This is a genomic window from Hathewaya histolytica (assembly GCF_901482605.1).
Taxonomy (GTDB): Bacteria; Bacillota; Clostridia; order Clostridiales; family Clostridiaceae; genus Hathewaya; species Hathewaya histolytica.
Genome location: NZ_LR590481.1, coordinates 880,539 through 899,397, shown reverse-complemented (window position 1 = coordinate 899,397; position 18,859 = coordinate 880,539). Strand labels below are relative to the sequence as shown.

Sequence of the window (18,859 nt, the reverse complement as noted above, 5' to 3'; positions counted from 1 at the left end):
TATCACCTATTTTTTATTTCTCTTTTCCACATATATTATGGATGGTACTGCCCTTTCCCCAAAAATATTATAGGGTTTATTTATAACTTGCCCACCGTAATACATAGTAGTAGAGTATCCTCCATCAAGGTTTGTAGCATTAACTACACCAAGTTTTAGCATAATATCTTGAACATCTTCTAGTGTGGCACCTACGCTATTTAGCTTTCTTCCCTCTAAAACAAGCATAACTATAGATCCATCCTTTTTCTGTCCAAAGGCACTTCTAGGTGCAATACCCCAACCACCATAGTCTCCTAAAATAGTTTTCTTACCATTTATAAGAAGTGCTGGCCCAAAACATATGGCTTCTTTAACATTCTTTTTTTTAAGTTCATTATAGCTATAATAACCTATTAGGACCTCTCCCTTATCAGTTATAGCTGCTACATCTTGTTTATGATCCAAATTTTTAGTATCACTGAATACAAGCTCTCCATTAGAAATTATCATTCCCTTTGGTGCTCCACCAGCTCCTGTCCAAGCTACCTCAGTGGTATCTTTTGTAAAAAAACCACCTCCATTAATTGCAGCTTGAGCATCATTATCCTTTGCTATTTCACTGGTACTTTGACCTTCTTTTTTTAACTTATTGGTATATCCAACTTTTATTCTGGTAGGATCATCTACTACCATTGCTATACCTTGAAACTTTCTTGCTTTAACATCAAACAATTCTATATTATTTGTCTTATCTTTTTTTATCTTAACTATATTTTTATCATTGTTGATATATGCATTTTTAGCATCACCAGCTGCCATCATCTTTGAAATGCTCTTATCAGACATATACATCTTAGTAAGCCATGTAAAACTTGAAGATGTGTATGCACTTTGTGCAACTATACTCTTTAAATTAACAAAAGGTCCACAATATATCAAAGTTGGTCCTATAAGTAGTATAAAGATTAATTGGAAAAATATAAATATAAAATTCCTCTTTATCCTTCCACTTTTTTTTACTCTTTTATTCTCCAAATATATCACCCTTATCTAGGTCTATTTTAAAATTAAATTTTCTTATTATATTAGTATACAACAGAAAAGATTATATCACACTATTGTACTTTATTTTATATTTATATGTATTTTTTAAAAGTTTCTTAATAATAATGTAAGAATAATATACTTAAATAAAAAGTAATATATAGATTTAAAGTAATTTACTAATTTTTCTTACTAAAATTATATTGAAAATGGATAAGTATTAATTTATAACAAATAATATTGTTTATAACAAGATTTTATATTAAAAAATTTAAGAAAGGAGTAATTAATTTATATGAGTAAGTTTTATAAAAAGTTTTTAGTAAGTTTGCTTATAGTTACAGGGATATGTGGATCTTTTATGTATTATACTAAAAATTATAAATCCATTAATAAATTAATCAATACACAAAGTGGAGTTGGAACACAGACTGTTCCAGAAAATAGTAAGGCTGTTAACTCATCTTCTCTTAGCACTAAAGAGTACAACTGGTATTTTAAACATGTGGAAAATGGTAAGCCACCATTAACTCAACCAGAAACAAAAGATTTTATATCAAAATATGATACACATTTCCTAGGTGATACATCTAAAAAAGTTATCTATATTACATTTGATGAAGGATATGAAAATGGATATACAGCACCAATTTTAGATGTTTTAAAGAAACATAATGTTAAGGCATCTTTCTTTGTGGTTAAGCCTTATATTGATTCTAACCATGAGCTAATAAAAAGGATGGTAGATGAAGGTCATATGGTATGTAATCATAGTAATCATCATCCTTCTATGGCATCTATACATGATAAGGATAAATTTAATAAGGAACTTTCTGATGTAGAAGAAGCCTTTGAAAAGTTAACAGGCAAAAAAATGTCTAAATACTTTAGACCACCTATGGGTAAATATAGTGAGCGTTCCCTAGCATATACAAAGGACTATGGTTATAAAACTATATTCTGGAGTTTTGCTTATGCAGATTGGGATACTAAAAAGCAACCTTCTCATAGTTTTGCTAAAAAGAAAATATTAGATAAAACTCATAATGGCGCTATTATGTTACTTCATGCAGTTTCAAAAACTAATGCTGAAATATTGGATGATGTAATTACTGAGTGGAAAAATCAAGGATATGAAATAAGACCTTTAAGCGATATATAGTAGTTAATTAAGTATATTTCCTTACTAAGTATATAATTAAACTTAAAATTAGATTTTGAAATTTATTTATAAAACCCTTTTAAATTATATAGTCTACATTTATTTATTACTTTAGATGTAATTAAACCTAAATGATAAAAGCTTTAATATACAAATATAGTTATATTAATTGTAGAGCTTAATTTAAAAGGGTTCTGTTTTTATATATTATAAATGTTATTGCAATGCCACAATGTATAAAACATTTTACAGTTAAGCTTTATATGTTCTATATATTAATTCATGTACTTATTGAATATCTCTTTAAAAGCCTCTAATTTCATTGGAGAAATTCTTATTCTTCTTAAAGATAGTTCCCCATCTTCTTTTTTTGCAAATCCATTTTTAGTGGTGACTGCCCCTTTTATACCTAATGACTTTGCAACTTCTATAGTTTCTTTATCGTATTTTCCAACAGGATAGCAAAGATACTTACTATCTACACCTAAATTAGATTTTAAAAATTCTTGGGATTTTCTAATAGAATTTATTTTCTCTTGTTTTGAAAGTCTAACTAGTTCTAAATGATTATGGGTATGACTCTCAATTCCCATTCCTTTCTCTTTCATTTCTTTAAGCATTTCTAAATTCATGTATTCATTACTTGCATTAGTACAATCTGTTATAACAAAGAATGTACCTTTCATATTATTTTCACTTAATATTTTGTATGCATCGTTATAATTATCTACATATCCATCATCAAAGGTAAGAGCAACAGGACGTTTAGGAACCTTTCCTGTATTTATAGACTCTAAAACATCTTCCATAAGCATTGGTGTAAAACCATTTTTATGAAGCCATTCTACCTGTTCTTTAAATTGTTTTCTGGGAACTAATAGACCATTTTTAGGATCCTTATCTGAAATTGAATGATACATTAGAATTGGTATTTGTACCTCTTTTGGATCTTTTTTTATGTAGCTAATATTTTCTTTGGAGTCCTTTTCTAAAACTCTTCCATTTTCTAATTTTCCATCATTTAAACTCTTTTCTCTTGTTTCTTTAGAAACTGTTTCAATTTTTGCACTTTCTTTACTTCCTTCTTTTTTACTATGTTTTACTTCCTTTTTTAAACTCTCTTTACTATTAACATTTTCCTCATTCTTTAAATTTTTCTCATGCTTAGAACTTAGTTTAAAGTTAAAATTCTTTTTTATTTGTAAAAAAGACATACCTCCTAAGATACACAACATAACAAGTATTATTATAATTTTTCCCTTTTTCATATATCCCTCCAAATTTTAATATTTAGATATTTAAAATAAAAACCCCATTTACTATAATTTATATTATACACAAATAATAACCCCATGGTAACATTATCTTCTGAAGTATATATTTATATGATAAACTATAAAAAATAAAAAAGCCCTTTGATTTTATAACCAAAAAGCTTTTTTATATAACCTAATTTATTATTAACTTATAAGTATTTTAATTAATTTACTGCATATAATTTTCAAATATTTTCTTAAAGGATTTAATACTCATAGGAGACATTCTTACTCGTTTTAAAGAAAATTCACCATCTTCAATACTAGAGATCCCATTTTTAGTAGTAACTGCAGCTCGTACACCTAAAGACTTAGCAACTTCTATAGCTTCCTTATTGTATCTTCCTACAGGATAGCAGAGATATTTACTATGAATTCCTAGGTTATCCCTTAAAAAATTTTGTGCATTCTTAATAGATTTTATCTTCTCTTCTTTTGAGCGCCAATTTAAGCGTAAATGATCTGATGTATGATTTTCAATTGCCATACCATTATTTTTCATCTCTTTAAGCATGTTAAGTGTCATATAAGTATTATCTTTATTAATGTAATCTGTAATAACAAAAAATGTTCCCTTCATATTAAATTCTTTTAAAATCTTATACGCCTCTGTATAATTATCAGCATAACCATCATCAAAAGTTATAGCAACAGGACGTTTAGGAACCTTTACTGTTTTAAAGGCTTCTAAAACATCATCAATTAATAGTGGCGTAAAGCCATTTTCATAAAGCCATTTAATCTGTTCTCTAAACTTATCTGGTGGTGTTAAAAGATCATTTAATGGATTGGTATCAGAGATTGCATGATACATTAAAATTGGTATATTAATATCCTTAGTATCCTTTTGTAAATATTCTATAGGCTTTTTTGTTCTATTTTTAATTTCACTGCTTACAACTTCTGTAGTTTGCCATGGTTTGAATTTATCCCTTATGTTAGTTGCAAATGTATTTCTATATACGTACTTCATTTTTGTATAATAAAAGAATATTGAATAGGTTAGTACTATAACAGACAATATTGAAATAATTATAGTTTTCTTTTTTTTCATATGCTCCCCCTACTAAAAAGTTATCCTCTGTAAAGTTAAATAACTACTATATTATATATTAATATTTATATAAACTTCTATAGTTTTATAAAATATATTGCTATAATCTCTTAGCACCTTCAAAAGCTAGTGGCGATCTTTCACATTCCTTATGATTTAATGTTACTTGATAACAGAGGCTACTACCTTTCATTCTCTCTGATGCATAACAGAGTCCGTTAGACCTACTATCTAAGAATGGTTGATCTATTTGATCGGGATCTCCTATTAATACTAGTTTACTCCCCTCTCCCATTCTAGTTATAATAGATTTTACCTGCTTTGGTGACAAATTCTGAGCCTCATCAATTATAACCCAATTTTTAACTATAGACCTACCCCTTAGATATGCTACTGCTTCTGTTGTAATAATCCTTCTATCAAAAAGCTCTTGTATTTTATCTGAAAGTTCTCTTTCATTCTTATATCTTTCCTTATCATCAGAATCTACTAGTATTTCTAGGTTATCCATAATAGGTCTCATAAATGGTTTAATTTTTTCTTCTTCTGTTCCTGGTAAAAATCCTATTTCCTCATCCATAGTTACATTAGGTCTACAAACAAGTATTTTTCTATAGGATTTATCTTCATCCAATAAAACTCTATCTAAACCTACTGCTATGGAAAAAAGTGTCTTAGCTGTTCCTGCTGGACCTTTTATAATAACTAAAGGTGCTATTTCAGCTTCTGTGTATAAACATTCTAACATAAATTTTTGTCCCACATTTCTTGGTTTTATTCCATAAGGATTGTATTCTTTATATAAGAGAGGTACTATTTTCTCCCCATTAAATTTTCCTAAGGCTGTCTTTTTACTATCTTCCATACAATGGATTATTAAAAATTGATTTATATAAATTTCAGGTGAATAATACTTATTTTCTGCTTCGTTATATGATTTAATCTCTGAAAAATTCATAGATTTATTTATATAAAACTTGTCTATACTTTCAGAAGTTGCATAAACATCTAACCTACCAGTATACTGCTCATCATTAATTGGCACTAATTTTTCATAGAAATCTTGGGCTTTTATGCCCATGGTATCTGCTTTTATCCTTTCAAAAATATCTTTCGTAATAAGATATACATCTTCCCCTTTATCTTTTAGTCCTTTACACACTTGTATTATTCTATTATCTGCTTTCTCTTTATCCCATAATATAGGTATTTCAGTTTCATAATGATTCATTTCAACCTTTATTAATCCACCATTTAGAAGGTTTACTCCTTCACTTAAATTTCCATCTTTCCTTAGGTTATCTAATGTTCTTGCTGCATGTCTTGCATTCATACCTAGATCATTGTTTTGTTTTTTAAAATTATCTAACTCTTCTAACACAACTTCTGGTATAATAACCTTATTGTCACCAAAAGAAAAGATAGCTGCTGGTGAATAGAGTACTACATTTGTATCTAATACATAAGTTTTTTTCAAGCCTAATTCCCCCTCTCAGTATTTATTATATGTTGAGTTTTTGAAAACAATATTATAGAATTATTAAATCTTGAGTAATTCTTTTAATATTTTTTCTTTTGTATATATCTTAAATAGATTTTGACAATTAATAATTTATATCATATAATAGAACTAATTATATAATAATTTTTTATAGTGAGGATGATATAAGTGAATAATATAACAGCTATTTTCAAAGAAAGAAACCTTAAGCTAACTCCTCAAAGAATTGCTGTTTATAAATACCTACAATCTACTAAAGGACATCCTTCCGCTGAAATTATCTATAAAGCCTTACAAGAGGATTATCCAACTATGAGTCTTGCGACTGTTTATAAAGCCTTAAAGACTCTTGTTGAAGTAAACTTAGTAAGAGAGCTTAACGTAGGTGAGGGCAATTTTAGATATGATGCTTGTACAGATGAGCATCCTCATATCCAATGCCTACATTGTGGGAGAGTAGATGATATTGAAGGTATATCTTTTCTAAATCTTAATGAGGAAATAGCACCTTATACCGATTATAATGTTGTATCTAACAAACTTTATTTTTACGGGGTTTGCAAAGAATGTTCAGAAAAGGATTCTGAGCAAAAAGATTCTTAATTTTATATTTAAATAAATTTTAATTCTTAATAAAATTCTATTACTATATATAAAAAAGAGCTCCTATACTTAGAAGCTCTTTTTTATATTATATTTTATTTATTTTTGAGTTTCTCTTTTAAGTAATTATCTTTATATTTTCCCTTTAATATATCTCTAATGGAACTTTCTATAGATTTCTGTATATCCTCAGGAAGATTATCTTTATAAATTATACTATTGGAACTACTTTTAAGTAAATTCTCCACTACGCTTCCTTGTAATCCCTTATAAGATTTATTAGCTTCTTTATTTCCTGTTATATAAGAAAGTTCTTTTAATTTATTTTGAAATTCATTACTTACTACAAACTCTTGAAAATCCCTTTTACTTTCTTTATTAATTCCATTTATATTAGATACCACTAAAGTATTCATAAATACTGGTCTTATTATTTCTTCCCCATCTATACGACCCATATTCTTTAAAATGCCTATATTTTCCACCTTAAGTTTATTTGAAAAATAAGAAGTTGTAATTAGAATAGGACTCTCACCTTTTAAAAAATATTCTATATCCTTTTCATCAGATTTTTTTAATATATCTTCCTTTAATCCCTGTTCTTTCACATTCTTTTCTATTAGTTTTAAAACTTTTTCTATTTTATCATCATTTAAATATTCCTCACTCTTATCCGTATATTTCTCAGTAAGTTCCTCACCATTTAACTTATTTTGAGCAAAAAGTGAAAATATAACTTCATATATGCTTAAATCTTCATTTAAAACATAAGGTACTTCTATATCGTTTGAAATACATTGTTTTAAAATCTTTATATAATCGTTGAAATCTTGAGGTTCTTTAAGTCCAAGTTTATTTAGAGAATCTTTATTATATACAAACTCCAAGGTATATGGAATTATTCCTACAGAACTATACTTATTTAAAATTCTCCCATAACTTGTATATACCTCATAAAATCTTTTATCTAAAGATTCATTTTTATAAATGTCTTCTAAGTTATCAACTAGTCCTTTTTTATCTAATAATAATTCTGTACTTCGATTACATATGATTATATCTATGTTATCCCCAGATTTAAAATGTTTTATCAACTTATCCTTATCTTCTACACCGTCTATTACATTAATTTTTTTATCTTTATTCTTATTTTCATATTCTCTAATCAAAACATCAATAGTTTTCTTCGAATATTTATCATCCGTATATACATATATATCTAAATTTTTACTTTCATCTTTTTTCCCTTTCTTTTCTTCACCTTTACAGCAAACTAAAGTAAGACTTAAGATTATCACTAATGTAGCTGCACAAAGTCTATTAAATTTTTTCAAATTCTCACCACCCTAAAGTAATACTTATTTTTATTGTTCCTATATTAATTAAATTTATATATGGTACATATAATTAATTAGAGGTGATTTACATGAAATTAAGGAATAGTTTAGCTATCAAAGTTATATTATGTTGTTTTTCTTTATTTTTAATATTTTTCTTACACGGTATAATTATAAATACTTCTAAAACCACTTTTAATATGCAAAGTAAAAATGAAATAATTCAAAAAGATTTAAATGGAGATGGAAAAAAAGATATACTATACGTTAAAAGAGATAAGGATAAATATTATATTCAAATAAATACGAAAGATAATAGTTACCAACTAGATCCTAAAAAAGATTTAAAAACTTTAGGTACTCATTATGATTTTTGGCCTATGAAAGTTAAATTAAAGGATATTAATAGGGATAACATCCCCGAAATAATACTTCAAAGTAATGAAAAAGAAAAACCTATCTCTCACATATTCTCTTATAATAAGGATAACTTTGAGAATATTTTTAGTACTAGGAATAATTTAATTGGTTTCATCGATACCAAGAATAATCAAACTCCTAAATTTCTATGTGGTAATTTTTATAATGGAGAAATGTATTTCAAAAATTATATGCTAGTGAATAATAAACTGACAGAATTTAACTATAATTATCCTAAGAATTTTTTAGGAACAGATTTAATTAAAGACTTCATTATATTTTTCTCTAGTGAAGAAGATGATAAGTTAAAAGAAAGAATAGTAGCTTGCATTAATGAAAGCTTAATAACTCCTGTATTTAATCAAAAGAATAATGGATATAAATTAACCTTTCAAGATGCTTCTTTTGAAGACATAAATTGTGACTCAAAAGGTAAAATAACCAAAATTAAATGGCTATTAAATTTTAAAGGAGTAATGGATGGAAATGCTGAAAATTTTATTTTTCAACTTAATTTAAAAAAAGATAAAAATAGCAACGAAAATGAAGATATATATAAAGTATATTTCTTTCAAAAAAAGTAATAAAAACTTCAACAATATAAATATATAATATTACATTATTTTAAAGTATAAAAAATTTCATAACATAGAACTAGCCAATACTTACTTTAATCTTTTCTATCTAGAATAATAAAAAGGGCCGCATAAGCGACCCTTTTAGGGGGATATGGGGATTAATTTAAATCTAAAGTATAACTACTTCATTTATACTATTCCCATTCCCTAATTTTTTATTCAAAATTTTTTTAAAAATATTTTTTAATTATAGTTCTTCAATATCTATAACTTTATTTGAATCATTCCAAGATTCATGATTAATATCATCTAAAACTCCTACTTCATTTACCTCTTCCTCATTCTCCATTGCTAAATTAATTGCTTCTTTATCATATTCCCCCTCTTGCACATCTCTTTCCATATGATGTTCTAGCTCTCCTTCTACATAAAAATTATCATATACATCTACCACTTCTCTTAGAAACTCAGGATTTTCGCCATTTAAAATAGTCATTACAATATTTAATATTTTAGATGACCCATATGAGTCTTCACCTATAGTTACTTCCTGATTATCTTCATATATATGTTCAACATACTCCTCATTATCCTCTTTTTCCTCTTTATCCGTATTTAAATTCAAAGTTTTTAATATAGAGCTTACTTCTTGTGGATCTACATTTTTAACAAGATCATTTATATCACTTTCATTTAAGTTTTTAAGTATCTCAGTAAAGTTATCTTTAACATCACTATTTTCACCATGATTATTATTCTTCTTATTGCCCATTAGCAGCTTTGATAATAGGTTTAAATCTATGTTAGTTAAAATCTGTAATAGTGGATTTTGATTTAAATTTTGAAAAAATGAGTTTAAGCGATTGTTATTCATTGGATTACCATTCATTTGATTATTATACATTCGATTACCATACATAGGATTATTATTCATTTGATTATTGTGCATAGGGTTATTATTCATTTGATTAGAATTATGCATTGTATTTCCTGCCATTGATCCCTTGTTCCCCATAAAGTTTGCCATAAAATTATTTCCCATATTAGGAGGCAAATTATTAACCATGTCCTCCATAAAGTTATTACTCATATCATCTTCCATATCATTTGACATATTGTTACCTGCATTACTATTCATACTACTACCCATATTATTGTGACTATTATTAATACCATTATCCATATTGTTGTTAGGTTGATTCTGATTTTGCATCATATTATATCCATTCATATTAGGTCTATACATAGAGTTTTGAAAATTTTCTTCCATGAATTCCCTTTCACGTCTTTTACGTCTTTTACGTTTTGACATTATATCACCTCTATTCATTTATTAAACAAGGAGGGCCGTAGCCCTCCTTAATATATTTCTTCTTATCTACAAGGATTACAGCATGATAGATAGAAAAGTGCTATTATAAATAGTATTCCCTTATCTATTCCTAATCCATCACGGCACTCATCATCACATCTTCTCTCTTTTCTACCAAATTGCAATAATATTAGAATTAATATTATAAAGCATGGGAAGTTACAACAACTTCCTCCATCACCATAGTTATCTGCTCCATATGAAGCTGGAGATACACTAGGATAAGGCATCATTGGCATACAGCAACAATTATGCTTTCTTTTAGATCTACAATGTCTTGACATTTAAAACACTCCTCTCTCATTTTTAAATTTATATTTTTTATATTTTAAGCACAAGGGCTACAACATGATAAATAGAATAATGCAATTATAAAGATTATGCCTTTATCTATAGTTCTTCCCTCTCTTTCACAATCATCATGTCTATGATCTCTACAACTAAATTGAAGTAATATTAATATAAGGATTATAAAACATGAAAAACTACAACATCCTTTTCCACCATATTCCCCAGCAACTGGATAGTTACCATATGGCATCATTTCATAGCTTGGTTGAACATAAGTTGGCTCCACATAAGTTGGCTCCATACAGCACATAGGTCTGCAACACTGCATATGACGTCTTCTAGACTTACAACATCTTGACATAAAATCTCCTCCTTTAATATATAAGATATTAATTTAATTTTTAACTACATACATTCTTTAAAGATTACATATCTAGCTGCCTACTAAACTTCCTAATTCTATTTCAAGGAAAAACATTATAATTATTATGAACTACAGTCGAAGAAATTTTTCTACTACATATTTACGAAACCATTAGATAAATGAATACATTTATATTATTAGTATTAAGCTACATTTATTGTGTTAAGACTAACAACAGGGATTAAAACAAGGTTCATTGCATCTACAGGAGCATTCACAAAGATACTTCTTATACTTTCTCCATGCCTTTCTACATTTTCTACGTTTCTTCCTTGAGCAACAGCAATCACATCCGCTATCATCACAAGGATCGCAATCACAACAGCAACAACATACATTACAACAACATGGACAGCATTCTTGTGGTGGACAACATTCATAACCTGGATACTGTGGAAAGTTTGGTTGGTTTGGATACTGAGGGAAGCCTGGTCCAAATTGATTGCCACAACATCCCCCTCTACCGAAAAAGTTTCCAAATGGAAAACCAAAACCACCAAAACCAGATCCGCAACAACAACATAGGAGTATAATGAATATTATAATTAAGCCTATATTGCCAAATCCATGTCCTACACATCTACCTAGTACATCATTTATTGCATCTTTATTATCCCCATCACACATAAATTGATTTAGCATACCATTGAGATCCATAGGAATTTCCTCCTTTCAGAAGATTTTAAACCCTTAAACTTTTATCTTTTGTTTCAGGCTTCTTCAAAAGCCTTATACTTCATACTATTCGTTTTCATAGCTTTTGACACAAAAAAAATAATATTTTTTTCAAACAAAAAAATCCTAAGAATATTCTCTATATCCTTAGGATTTTCTTACTTTTATATTATTTAAATTAAAATTTAAAAAACTTATATATAATATGTGATACCCTCTATTCCTCTTCTTCAACTCCATTAAAAATCTCTTCTAAAAGTTCTTCTATACCTGACTTTTTTAAAGAAGAAAATTGAAATATCTTTTGATCCTTTGATAAGTTTAAGGTATCTCTTATAACCTTTAAATTTTTATTTATTTCACTTCTTTTTAGTTTATCTATTTTAGTTGCAACTATAACAGGCTCTATATTATAATGGTTTATCCATTCATACATTAAAACATCATCTGCAGTAGGCTTATGTCTTGAATCTAATAGAAGAATTATCTTTTCTAAATTTTCACGATTAACAAGATACTCCTCCATAATTTTTCCCCACTTGGCTTTTTCAGTTTTAGATACCTTAGCATAACCGTAACCAGGCAGGTCAACAAAGTTATATTTATTGTTTATTAAAAAGAAATTAATTAATCTTGTTTTTCCTGGTACTCCACTAACTTTAACTAATTTCCTCCTATTTGTTAAGGTATTTATTAAAGAAGATTTCCCAACGTTTGACCTTCCAACAAAAGCAACTTCAAAAACCTTATCTTCCGGATATTGATTAGGTGTTACAGCTGAACAAATAAAATCTGATTGTTTAATTCTCATTTTCTTTCTCTCCAATTAAAGCATTTTTAATTACATCTCTAGCATCAGTTACAGGAATAAAATTAACCCTACTCTTTAATGATGCTGGTATATCCTTAAGATTTTTTTCATTTTCTTTAGGAATTATAATAGTATCAATTCCTGCCCTATAGGCTGATAGAGCTTTCTCTTTCAATCCACCAATGGGAAGTACTCTACCAATTAAAGTTACCTCTCCTGTCATAGCCACGTTGTGTTTTACTTTTCTACCACTCAACGCTGAAACTAAAGCCGTTACCATAGTTATACCAGCAGACGGTCCATCTTTAGGTACAGCACCTTCTGGTACGTGAATATGGATATCATTATTTTTGTAGAAATCTTCTTTAATACCAAATTCTTTTGCCATTGACCTAACATAACTGTAGGCCGTTTTAGCAGATTCCTGCATTACTTCTCCTAGTTTACCTGTTAATTGTAATTTACCATTACCTTGCATTACACTTACCTCTACTGGAAGGGTGTCTCCACCATAAGCCGTCCATGCAAGTCCTGTAACCACACCAACCTTATCTTCCTTATCAATAGAATCATAAGTAAATATCTCTGTACCTAGATATTTTCTCACATGATTTACTGTAATATTTATGCTCTCTTTATTTTTTTCCTCAAGCTCAGTTATAGCCTTTCTAATTACAGAAGATATTTTTCTTTCAAGATTTCTCACTCCAGATTCTCTTGTGTAATTTTCTATAATAACTTTTATAGAAGCATTAGAAAAACATACTATTCCATTTTCCACATTGTGGACTTTTAAAGCTTTGGGAATTAAGTGGTTATTTGCTATATGGAATTTTTCTTGAAAAGTATACCCCGATACTTCTATAACCTCCATTCTATCCAATAGTGGTCTTGGAATTGTATCTAAAGTATTAGCTGTAGTTACAAACATAACCTTTGAAAGATCAAAATCTAGTTCTAAGTAATGGTCTCTAAATGTAGAGTTTTGCTCTGCATCTAGGACTTCTAATAATGCGTCGCCAGGGTTTCCTCTAAAATCATTGCTCATTTTATCTATTTCATCTAATAAAAATAAAGGATTTTTAGATTTAGCCTGCTTCATGCCAGAAATAACTCTTCCTGGAATCGCACCTACATAAGTTCTTCTATGACCTCGTATCTCTGCTTCATCTCTAACTCCACCTAGAGACATCCTTACAAAATTTCTATTAACTGATGTTGCAATAGACCTTGCTATAGAAGTTTTACCTACCCCTGGAGGACCCACAAAACATAATATAGGTCCATTTAATTTGGGACTTCTTTTTCTTACTGATAAATATTCAATTATTCTCTTTTTCACATTTTCAAGACCGTAATGCTCTTTATCTAGAACTTCTTTAACCTTTTTAATATCTAGATTATCCTTGGTTATTTTATTCCATGGAAGATCTAAGATAGAATCTAAATAAGTTCTTATTACTGATGATTCTGAAGAATATCCTCCACTCAATTTTAACCTATTTAACTCATAAAGTGCTTTTTCTTTTACCTCTGATGGAAGTTTTGCCTTTACGATTTTTTTATTGTAATCATCAATTTCTTTCTTCTCTTCATCATCTTCCCCAAGTTCTTCTTGAATGGCTTTCATCTGTTCCCTTAAGAAAAATTCTTTTTGTGATTTCTCTATTTTTCCTTTTACTTTTAAGCCTATCTTCTTTTCAACAGTTAAAATTTCAATCTCTTTTATTATTATTTGAAGTAACTTTTCAAGTCTTGAATATACATCCTCTGTCTGTAATAGCTCTTGCTTTTCCTCACCCTTTAGAATCAAATATGAAGCTATACTATCTGCAAATTTTGACGCATCTTCTATATCTTCTAAAGTTAATAGGGAATCTCCAGAAGTATTTCCAGCTAATTTAACATACTCCTCGAAATGCTTTTCTACAGAACGTAGTACCGCATCCATATCTGCTTGTTCTTTTGAATATATATCTTCAACATCCTTTATAATTACTTTAAAAAAAGGCTCCGTTTCTTTATATTCAGTTATTTTTGCTCTGTATTTACCCTCTACAAGAACTCTTACTGCATCTCCAGGTAATTTTAATAATTGCTTTATGGTACAAATTGTACCTACATTATATATATCCTCTTCAGTAGGTTCCTCTGTTTTTGCCTTTCTTTGACTTACTAGAAAAATTTCTTGTTCATTAACCATAGCAGACTCTAAAGCCTTTATAGATTTTTCTCTTCCAACATCAAAATGTATAACCATTCCTGGAAATACGTTAATACCTCTTAATGGAATCATTGCTATAATCTTTTCTTCTATTGAATTTATGTCTTTTTCCAATTCTTTTTCCAAAACTCTTCCCCCTAACTAAGACTAATTAAATAAATATTTATGTGAAATGTAGATTAATTCTATTTAAAAATAAAACACTACGACTAATATATTATACCTATAAAAACCTATTTTTTCAATTAACTTTACTCTTCTCTTAAAGATTTAGCTGTTAATATTCCTATTTCCTTATCTTTTCCAATTTTTCCCATATTTTCCTTTGTTATTTCCATATTATTATTAGTTACTAATGATAGTTCTAAGACTTCTGTTAATCTCTTTACGGGTATAACTTTTATATCTGTAAATTTACTATAATTTTCTTCCCAATTCTCATAAGGTATCAATACTCGTTTTGCTCCAGCTTTTGCAGCAGCTCCTATTTTTGCATTTACTCCTCCTACTGGTTTAACTTTACCAAGTATAGATATCTCACCTGTCATAGCTATATCATTACTCACTGGTATTTCTGTCAAAGCACTATATATAGCAGTTGCTATACTTATTCCTGCTGACGGTCCATCGATTGGAACACCTCCTGGAAAATTAACATGTATATCATAGTCCTTTAGAGAATTACCTATTAAGTTTTGCAACACTGTAATTACATTTTCAATTGAACATTTAGCACTACTTTTTTTAATTAATTTTCGGTTAGAGGAGGAAATCTCTTCACTCTCAACAATACCTGTAATGTTAATTTTGCCCTTGTTATTACCTACTTTCCTTGCCATAGCTTCTATTTCCATTACCGCACCTAAATTAGCACCGTATACTCCAAGTCCATTTACATAGCCAACCTTAGGTGTTTCCAAAATATTTTTTTCTGGTCTCTGTGAATATTGACCATTTTCAATAACCCACAGTATATCTTCCTTTATAATTTCTGTTCTAGTATCATTAATCGCTATGCCCGCTGCTAATTGTACGAGATTTATGGCTTCCCTACCATTAGTACAATATCTTCCTACTAATTTCAAGCCATCTTCTTCTATTTTCATACATACTTTTTTAACAGCATTTTCACCTATTTTTTCTACTTCCTCCGAGGATAAATATCTAAAAAATATTTCTACACATCTTGATCTTATAGCTGGATTAATTTCCTCAGGACTTCGTGTTGTTGCACCAACTAACCTAAAATCTGCTGGTAATCCATTTTCAAAAACTTCCTTTATGTACTCTGGCATATTAGGGTCTTCTGAATTATAGTACGAACTTTGAAGATAAACTTTCCTATCTTCCATTACTTTTAAAAGTTTGTTTAACTCTATGGGATGAAGTTCCCCTATTTCATCTAAAAATAGCATTCCACCATGTGCTCTTGTAACTGCTCCCTGCTTAGGTTGTGGAATCCCGGCACTTCCAAAAGCTCCTGCTCCTTGATAAATTGGATCATGAACAGAACCTATTAAAGGATCTGCTATTCCTCTTTCATCAAATCTAATAGTTGTACAATCAACTTCTATAAAATTAGCTTTGTTAGAAAAAGGACATTGAGGAATACCCTTTGCATATTCTAATACTAACCTAGCAGCCGCAGTTTTACCAACGCCTGGAGGCCCATATATTATTACATGTTGAGGGTTTGGGCTACACAATGCTGCCTTTAGTGCTCTTATACCTTTTTCTTGACCAATTATTTCATCAAAACTTATAGGCCTACTCTTTTCTGATAATGGCACTGTTAAAGATACTTCTCTCATACACTTAAGTTTTTCTAACTCTTTCTTACTTTCTCTAATGGTACTATGCTTTGAAGTACCTTGATTTTTTAATGTTAATAAAAAATATAAACCCATTACCACTGTAAAAAATATCTCTAGAATAATTAACACTTCTGTATTCATTTTATCACCCTTTTATATTATAGTCTTTTCTATTATTGCCAATATTTAAAGAGGATATTCTGAGACAACAAAAGGGTGAAGAATATTCTTCACCCTAAAAATCTATTTATTAAGCTGTTTCTGGTCCACTTAGTTCTTTCTTTTTCTTTGGCTTCGCTATAGGAGTTCTTACTCCATCTTTAGCCATAATAAGTTTAGGTTCTTTACTTTTTAATGTGTCTTTAGTAATTATAACTTTTTCTATACCTTCATTAGAAGGTATTTCAAACATTATATCTTTCATGGTTTCTTCTATAATTGCTCTAAGACCTCTGGCCCCTGTATTCCTATCGATAGCTTCTTTAGCAATTCCTAAAAGAGATTCCTCTTCAAAATCTAATAAAACATTATCCATTTCGAAAAGCTTTTTATATTGTTTTACTAGAGAATTCTTAGGTTCTTTCAAAATCCTAACAAGGAATTCCTCTTTTAAAGATTCTAATGTAACTATAATAGGCAGTCTTCCTACAAACTCAGGAATTAATCCAAATTTCAAAAGATCTCCAGGCATTATATCTTGTAACATCGTTCCTACATCTTTTTCAGTTTTAGATTTCACCTCTGAACCAAATCCTATAGATGCTTTTGTAGTTCTTTTTTCTATTATTTTATCCACACCATCAAATGCTCCACCACATATAAATAATATGTTAGAAGTATTTAATTGAATAAATTCTTGGTGAGGATGCTTTCTTCCACCTTGTGGTGGAACTGAAGCTACTGTTCCTTCTAAAATTTTAAGTAAAGCCTGTTGAACTCCTTCTCCAGATACATCTCTCGTAATAGATGGATTTTCAGATTTTCTAGCTACTTTATCAATTTCATCAATATAAATTATACCTTTTTCTGCTCTTTCAATATCATAATCTGCATTTTGAATTAATTTAAGTAGGATATTTTCAACATCCTCTCCAACGTATCCAGCTTCTGTTAGTGTCGTTGCATCTGCAATAGCAAAAGGTACATTTAAAAACTTAGCAAGTGTTTGAGCAAGTAATGTTTTACCTGATCCCGTAGGTCCAAGTAATAATATATTACTCTTTTGAAGCTCTACATCATCTATATTAACATTTGAACTGATTCTCTTATAATGATTATATACTGCTACGGCAAGGGATTTCTTAGCTCCTTCTTGACCAACTACATACTGATCTAAGTATTCTTTTATTTGTGAAGGTTTTGGAAGATTTTCAAGATTCATTTCTACATTTTCATCTAATTCGTCTGAAATTATTTCTGAACATAGGTCTATACATTCATCACAAATATATACCCCAGGCCCTGCTATTAATCTCTTAACTTCTTCTTGACCTTTTCCACAAAATGAACACTTTAATTGTTTTTTGTCATCAAATTTTGGCATCATTACACCTCACTAAGGCTTATTTCTTATTTAAGATAACATCATCAATTAAACCATAATTTTTTGCTTCTTCTCCACTCATAAAGTAATCTCTCTCTACATCTTTCTTTATCTTATCTAAAGGTTGACCTGTTCTTTCACTTAAAATTTGGTTTAAAGTATCTTTTATTTTTAGTATACGTTTTGCATGTATATCTATATCAGTTGCTTGCCCTTGGAATCCTCCTAATGGTTGGTGAATCATTATTTCACTATTAGGCAGTGCAAATCTTTTTCCATTTGCTCCTGCTGCAAGCAAGAATGCTCCCATTGAAGCTGCCATACCAATACATATAGTTGATACGTCTGGCTTGATATATTGCATTGTATCATAAATAGCCATTCCTGCAGTTATAGAACCACCCGGACTATTTATATAAAGATGAATATCTTTATCAGGGTCTTCTGATTCTAAAAATAATAATTGAGCTACAATCAAGTTAGCTGAAACATCATTTACTTGTTCTCCTAGGAATATTATTCTATCCTTTAATAATCTAGAATAAATATCATAAGATCTTTCTCCTCTGTTTGTTTGCTCTACTACAACTGGTACTAAACTCAATTTATTCCCCTCCTTTAATTATATAGCAAAAAATACTAATAATTAAATTATTGACCAAAAATTTAAATTTTATTAGAAAATTTAACATTTTCTAAAGAATTTCT

General features: G+C 28.9%; 17 protein-coding genes. 3 read left to right on the top strand and 14 right to left on the bottom strand.

All coding sequences use genetic code 11. The features are described from left to right. Positions 1-6: 6 nt before the first annotated feature. Entirely contained in the window at positions 7-1,017 is a 1,011-nt protein-coding gene (locus FGL08_RS04160; RefSeq protein ID WP_138209576.1) for a phosphodiester glycosidase family protein, read from the bottom strand. Positions 1,018-1,321: 304 nt separating this feature from the next. Here FGL08_RS04160 and pdaA point away from each other — a divergent pair, with 304 nt between their 5' ends. After that, a complete protein-coding gene (pdaA, locus tag FGL08_RS04155) occupies positions 1,322-2,188 on the top strand; it encodes a delta-lactam-biosynthetic de-N-acetylase (RefSeq protein WP_138209575.1) in 867 nt (288 codons plus the stop codon). 275 nt (positions 2,189-2,463) lie between these two features. On the opposite strand, the gene FGL08_RS04150 is transcribed toward pdaA, so the two are convergent. The 3 genes from FGL08_RS04150 to FGL08_RS04140 all read right to left on the bottom strand — a co-directional run bounded on the left by FGL08_RS04150 (position 2,464) and on the right by FGL08_RS04140 (position 6,035). After that, positions 2,464-3,456 carry a polysaccharide deacetylase family protein gene (locus FGL08_RS04150; protein WP_138209574.1) on the bottom strand — a complete coding sequence of 331 codons (993 nt, stop codon included), beginning with the start codon at positions 3,454-3,456 and terminating at the stop codon, positions 2,464-2,466. A 217-nt stretch (positions 3,457-3,673) separates the two neighbouring features. Next, positions 3,674-4,558 carry a polysaccharide deacetylase family protein gene (locus tag FGL08_RS04145; RefSeq protein ID WP_138209573.1) on the bottom strand — a complete coding sequence of 295 codons (885 nt, stop codon included), beginning with the start codon at positions 4,556-4,558 and terminating at the stop codon, positions 3,674-3,676. Between the two features lie 100 nt (positions 4,559-4,658). Continuing rightward, entirely contained in the window at positions 4,659-6,035 is a 1,377-nt protein-coding gene (locus FGL08_RS04140; RefSeq protein ID WP_138209572.1) for a PhoH family protein, read from the bottom strand. Positions 6,036-6,227: 192 nt separating this feature from the next. Between FGL08_RS04140 and perR the strand changes: the two genes are divergently transcribed. Next, positions 6,228-6,662, top strand: a complete 435-nt coding sequence (gene perR, locus FGL08_RS04135; RefSeq protein WP_138209571.1) for a transcriptional regulator PerR — start codon at positions 6,228-6,230, stop codon at positions 6,660-6,662. Positions 6,663-6,757: 95 nt separating this feature from the next. Here perR and FGL08_RS04130 read toward each other — a convergent pair whose 3' ends face one another. Next, entirely contained in the window at positions 6,758-7,996 is a 1,239-nt protein-coding gene (locus FGL08_RS04130) for an ABC transporter substrate-binding protein (RefSeq protein ID WP_138209570.1), read from the bottom strand. A gap of 92 nt (positions 7,997-8,088) precedes the next feature. Between FGL08_RS04130 and FGL08_RS04125 the strand changes: the two genes are divergently transcribed. Beyond that, positions 8,089-9,003, top strand: coding sequence for an FG-GAP repeat domain-containing protein (locus FGL08_RS04125; RefSeq protein WP_138209569.1), 915 nt, complete (start codon positions 8,089-8,091; stop codon positions 9,001-9,003). A 241-nt stretch (positions 9,004-9,244) separates the two neighbouring features. Here FGL08_RS04125 and FGL08_RS04120 read toward each other — a convergent pair whose 3' ends face one another. From FGL08_RS04120 to clpP, 9 genes are all read right to left on the bottom strand, one after another. Beyond that, positions 9,245-10,309 carry a hypothetical protein gene (locus FGL08_RS04120; protein ID WP_138209568.1) on the bottom strand — a complete coding sequence of 355 codons (1,065 nt, stop codon included), beginning with the start codon at positions 10,307-10,309 and terminating at the stop codon, positions 9,245-9,247. Between the two features lie 62 nt (positions 10,310-10,371). Beyond that, positions 10,372-10,653 (bottom strand): hypothetical protein, encoded by a 282-nt coding sequence (locus tag FGL08_RS04115; protein WP_171011928.1) that lies wholly within the window; start codon positions 10,651-10,653, stop codon positions 10,372-10,374. Positions 10,654-10,697: 44 nt separating this feature from the next. Then, positions 10,698-11,021, bottom strand: a complete 324-nt coding sequence (locus FGL08_RS04110) for a hypothetical protein (protein ID WP_243117935.1) — start codon at positions 11,019-11,021, stop codon at positions 10,698-10,700. 231 nt (positions 11,022-11,252) lie between these two features. After that, positions 11,253-11,741 (bottom strand): hypothetical protein, encoded by a 489-nt coding sequence (locus FGL08_RS04105; protein ID WP_138209567.1) that lies wholly within the window; start codon positions 11,739-11,741, stop codon positions 11,253-11,255. Between the two features lie 235 nt (positions 11,742-11,976). Continuing rightward, positions 11,977-12,570: a ribosome biogenesis GTP-binding protein YihA/YsxC gene (gene yihA / locus FGL08_RS04100; RefSeq protein ID WP_138209566.1), complete on the bottom strand. Its 594-nt coding sequence runs from the start codon at positions 12,568-12,570 to the stop codon at positions 11,977-11,979. After that, on the bottom strand, positions 12,560-14,866 hold the full coding sequence (gene lon, locus FGL08_RS04095) for an endopeptidase La (protein ID WP_415578600.1): 2,307 nt from the start codon (positions 14,864-14,866) through the stop codon (positions 12,560-12,562). Before lon ends, yihA begins: the two co-directional genes overlap by 11 nt. A gap of 179 nt (positions 14,867-15,045) precedes the next feature. Beyond that, positions 15,046-16,749, bottom strand: coding sequence for an ATP-dependent protease LonB (gene lonB / locus FGL08_RS04090; protein ID WP_138209565.1), 1,704 nt, complete (start codon positions 16,747-16,749; stop codon positions 15,046-15,048). A gap of 109 nt (positions 16,750-16,858) precedes the next feature. Then, positions 16,859-18,151 (bottom strand): ATP-dependent Clp protease ATP-binding subunit ClpX, encoded by a 1,293-nt coding sequence (gene clpX, locus FGL08_RS04085; RefSeq protein ID WP_138209564.1) that lies wholly within the window; start codon positions 18,149-18,151, stop codon positions 16,859-16,861. 19 nt (positions 18,152-18,170) lie between these two features. After that, positions 18,171-18,755, bottom strand: coding sequence for an ATP-dependent Clp endopeptidase proteolytic subunit ClpP (gene clpP / locus FGL08_RS04080; RefSeq protein WP_138209563.1), 585 nt, complete (start codon positions 18,753-18,755; stop codon positions 18,171-18,173). Positions 18,756-18,859: the final 104 nt, after the last annotated feature.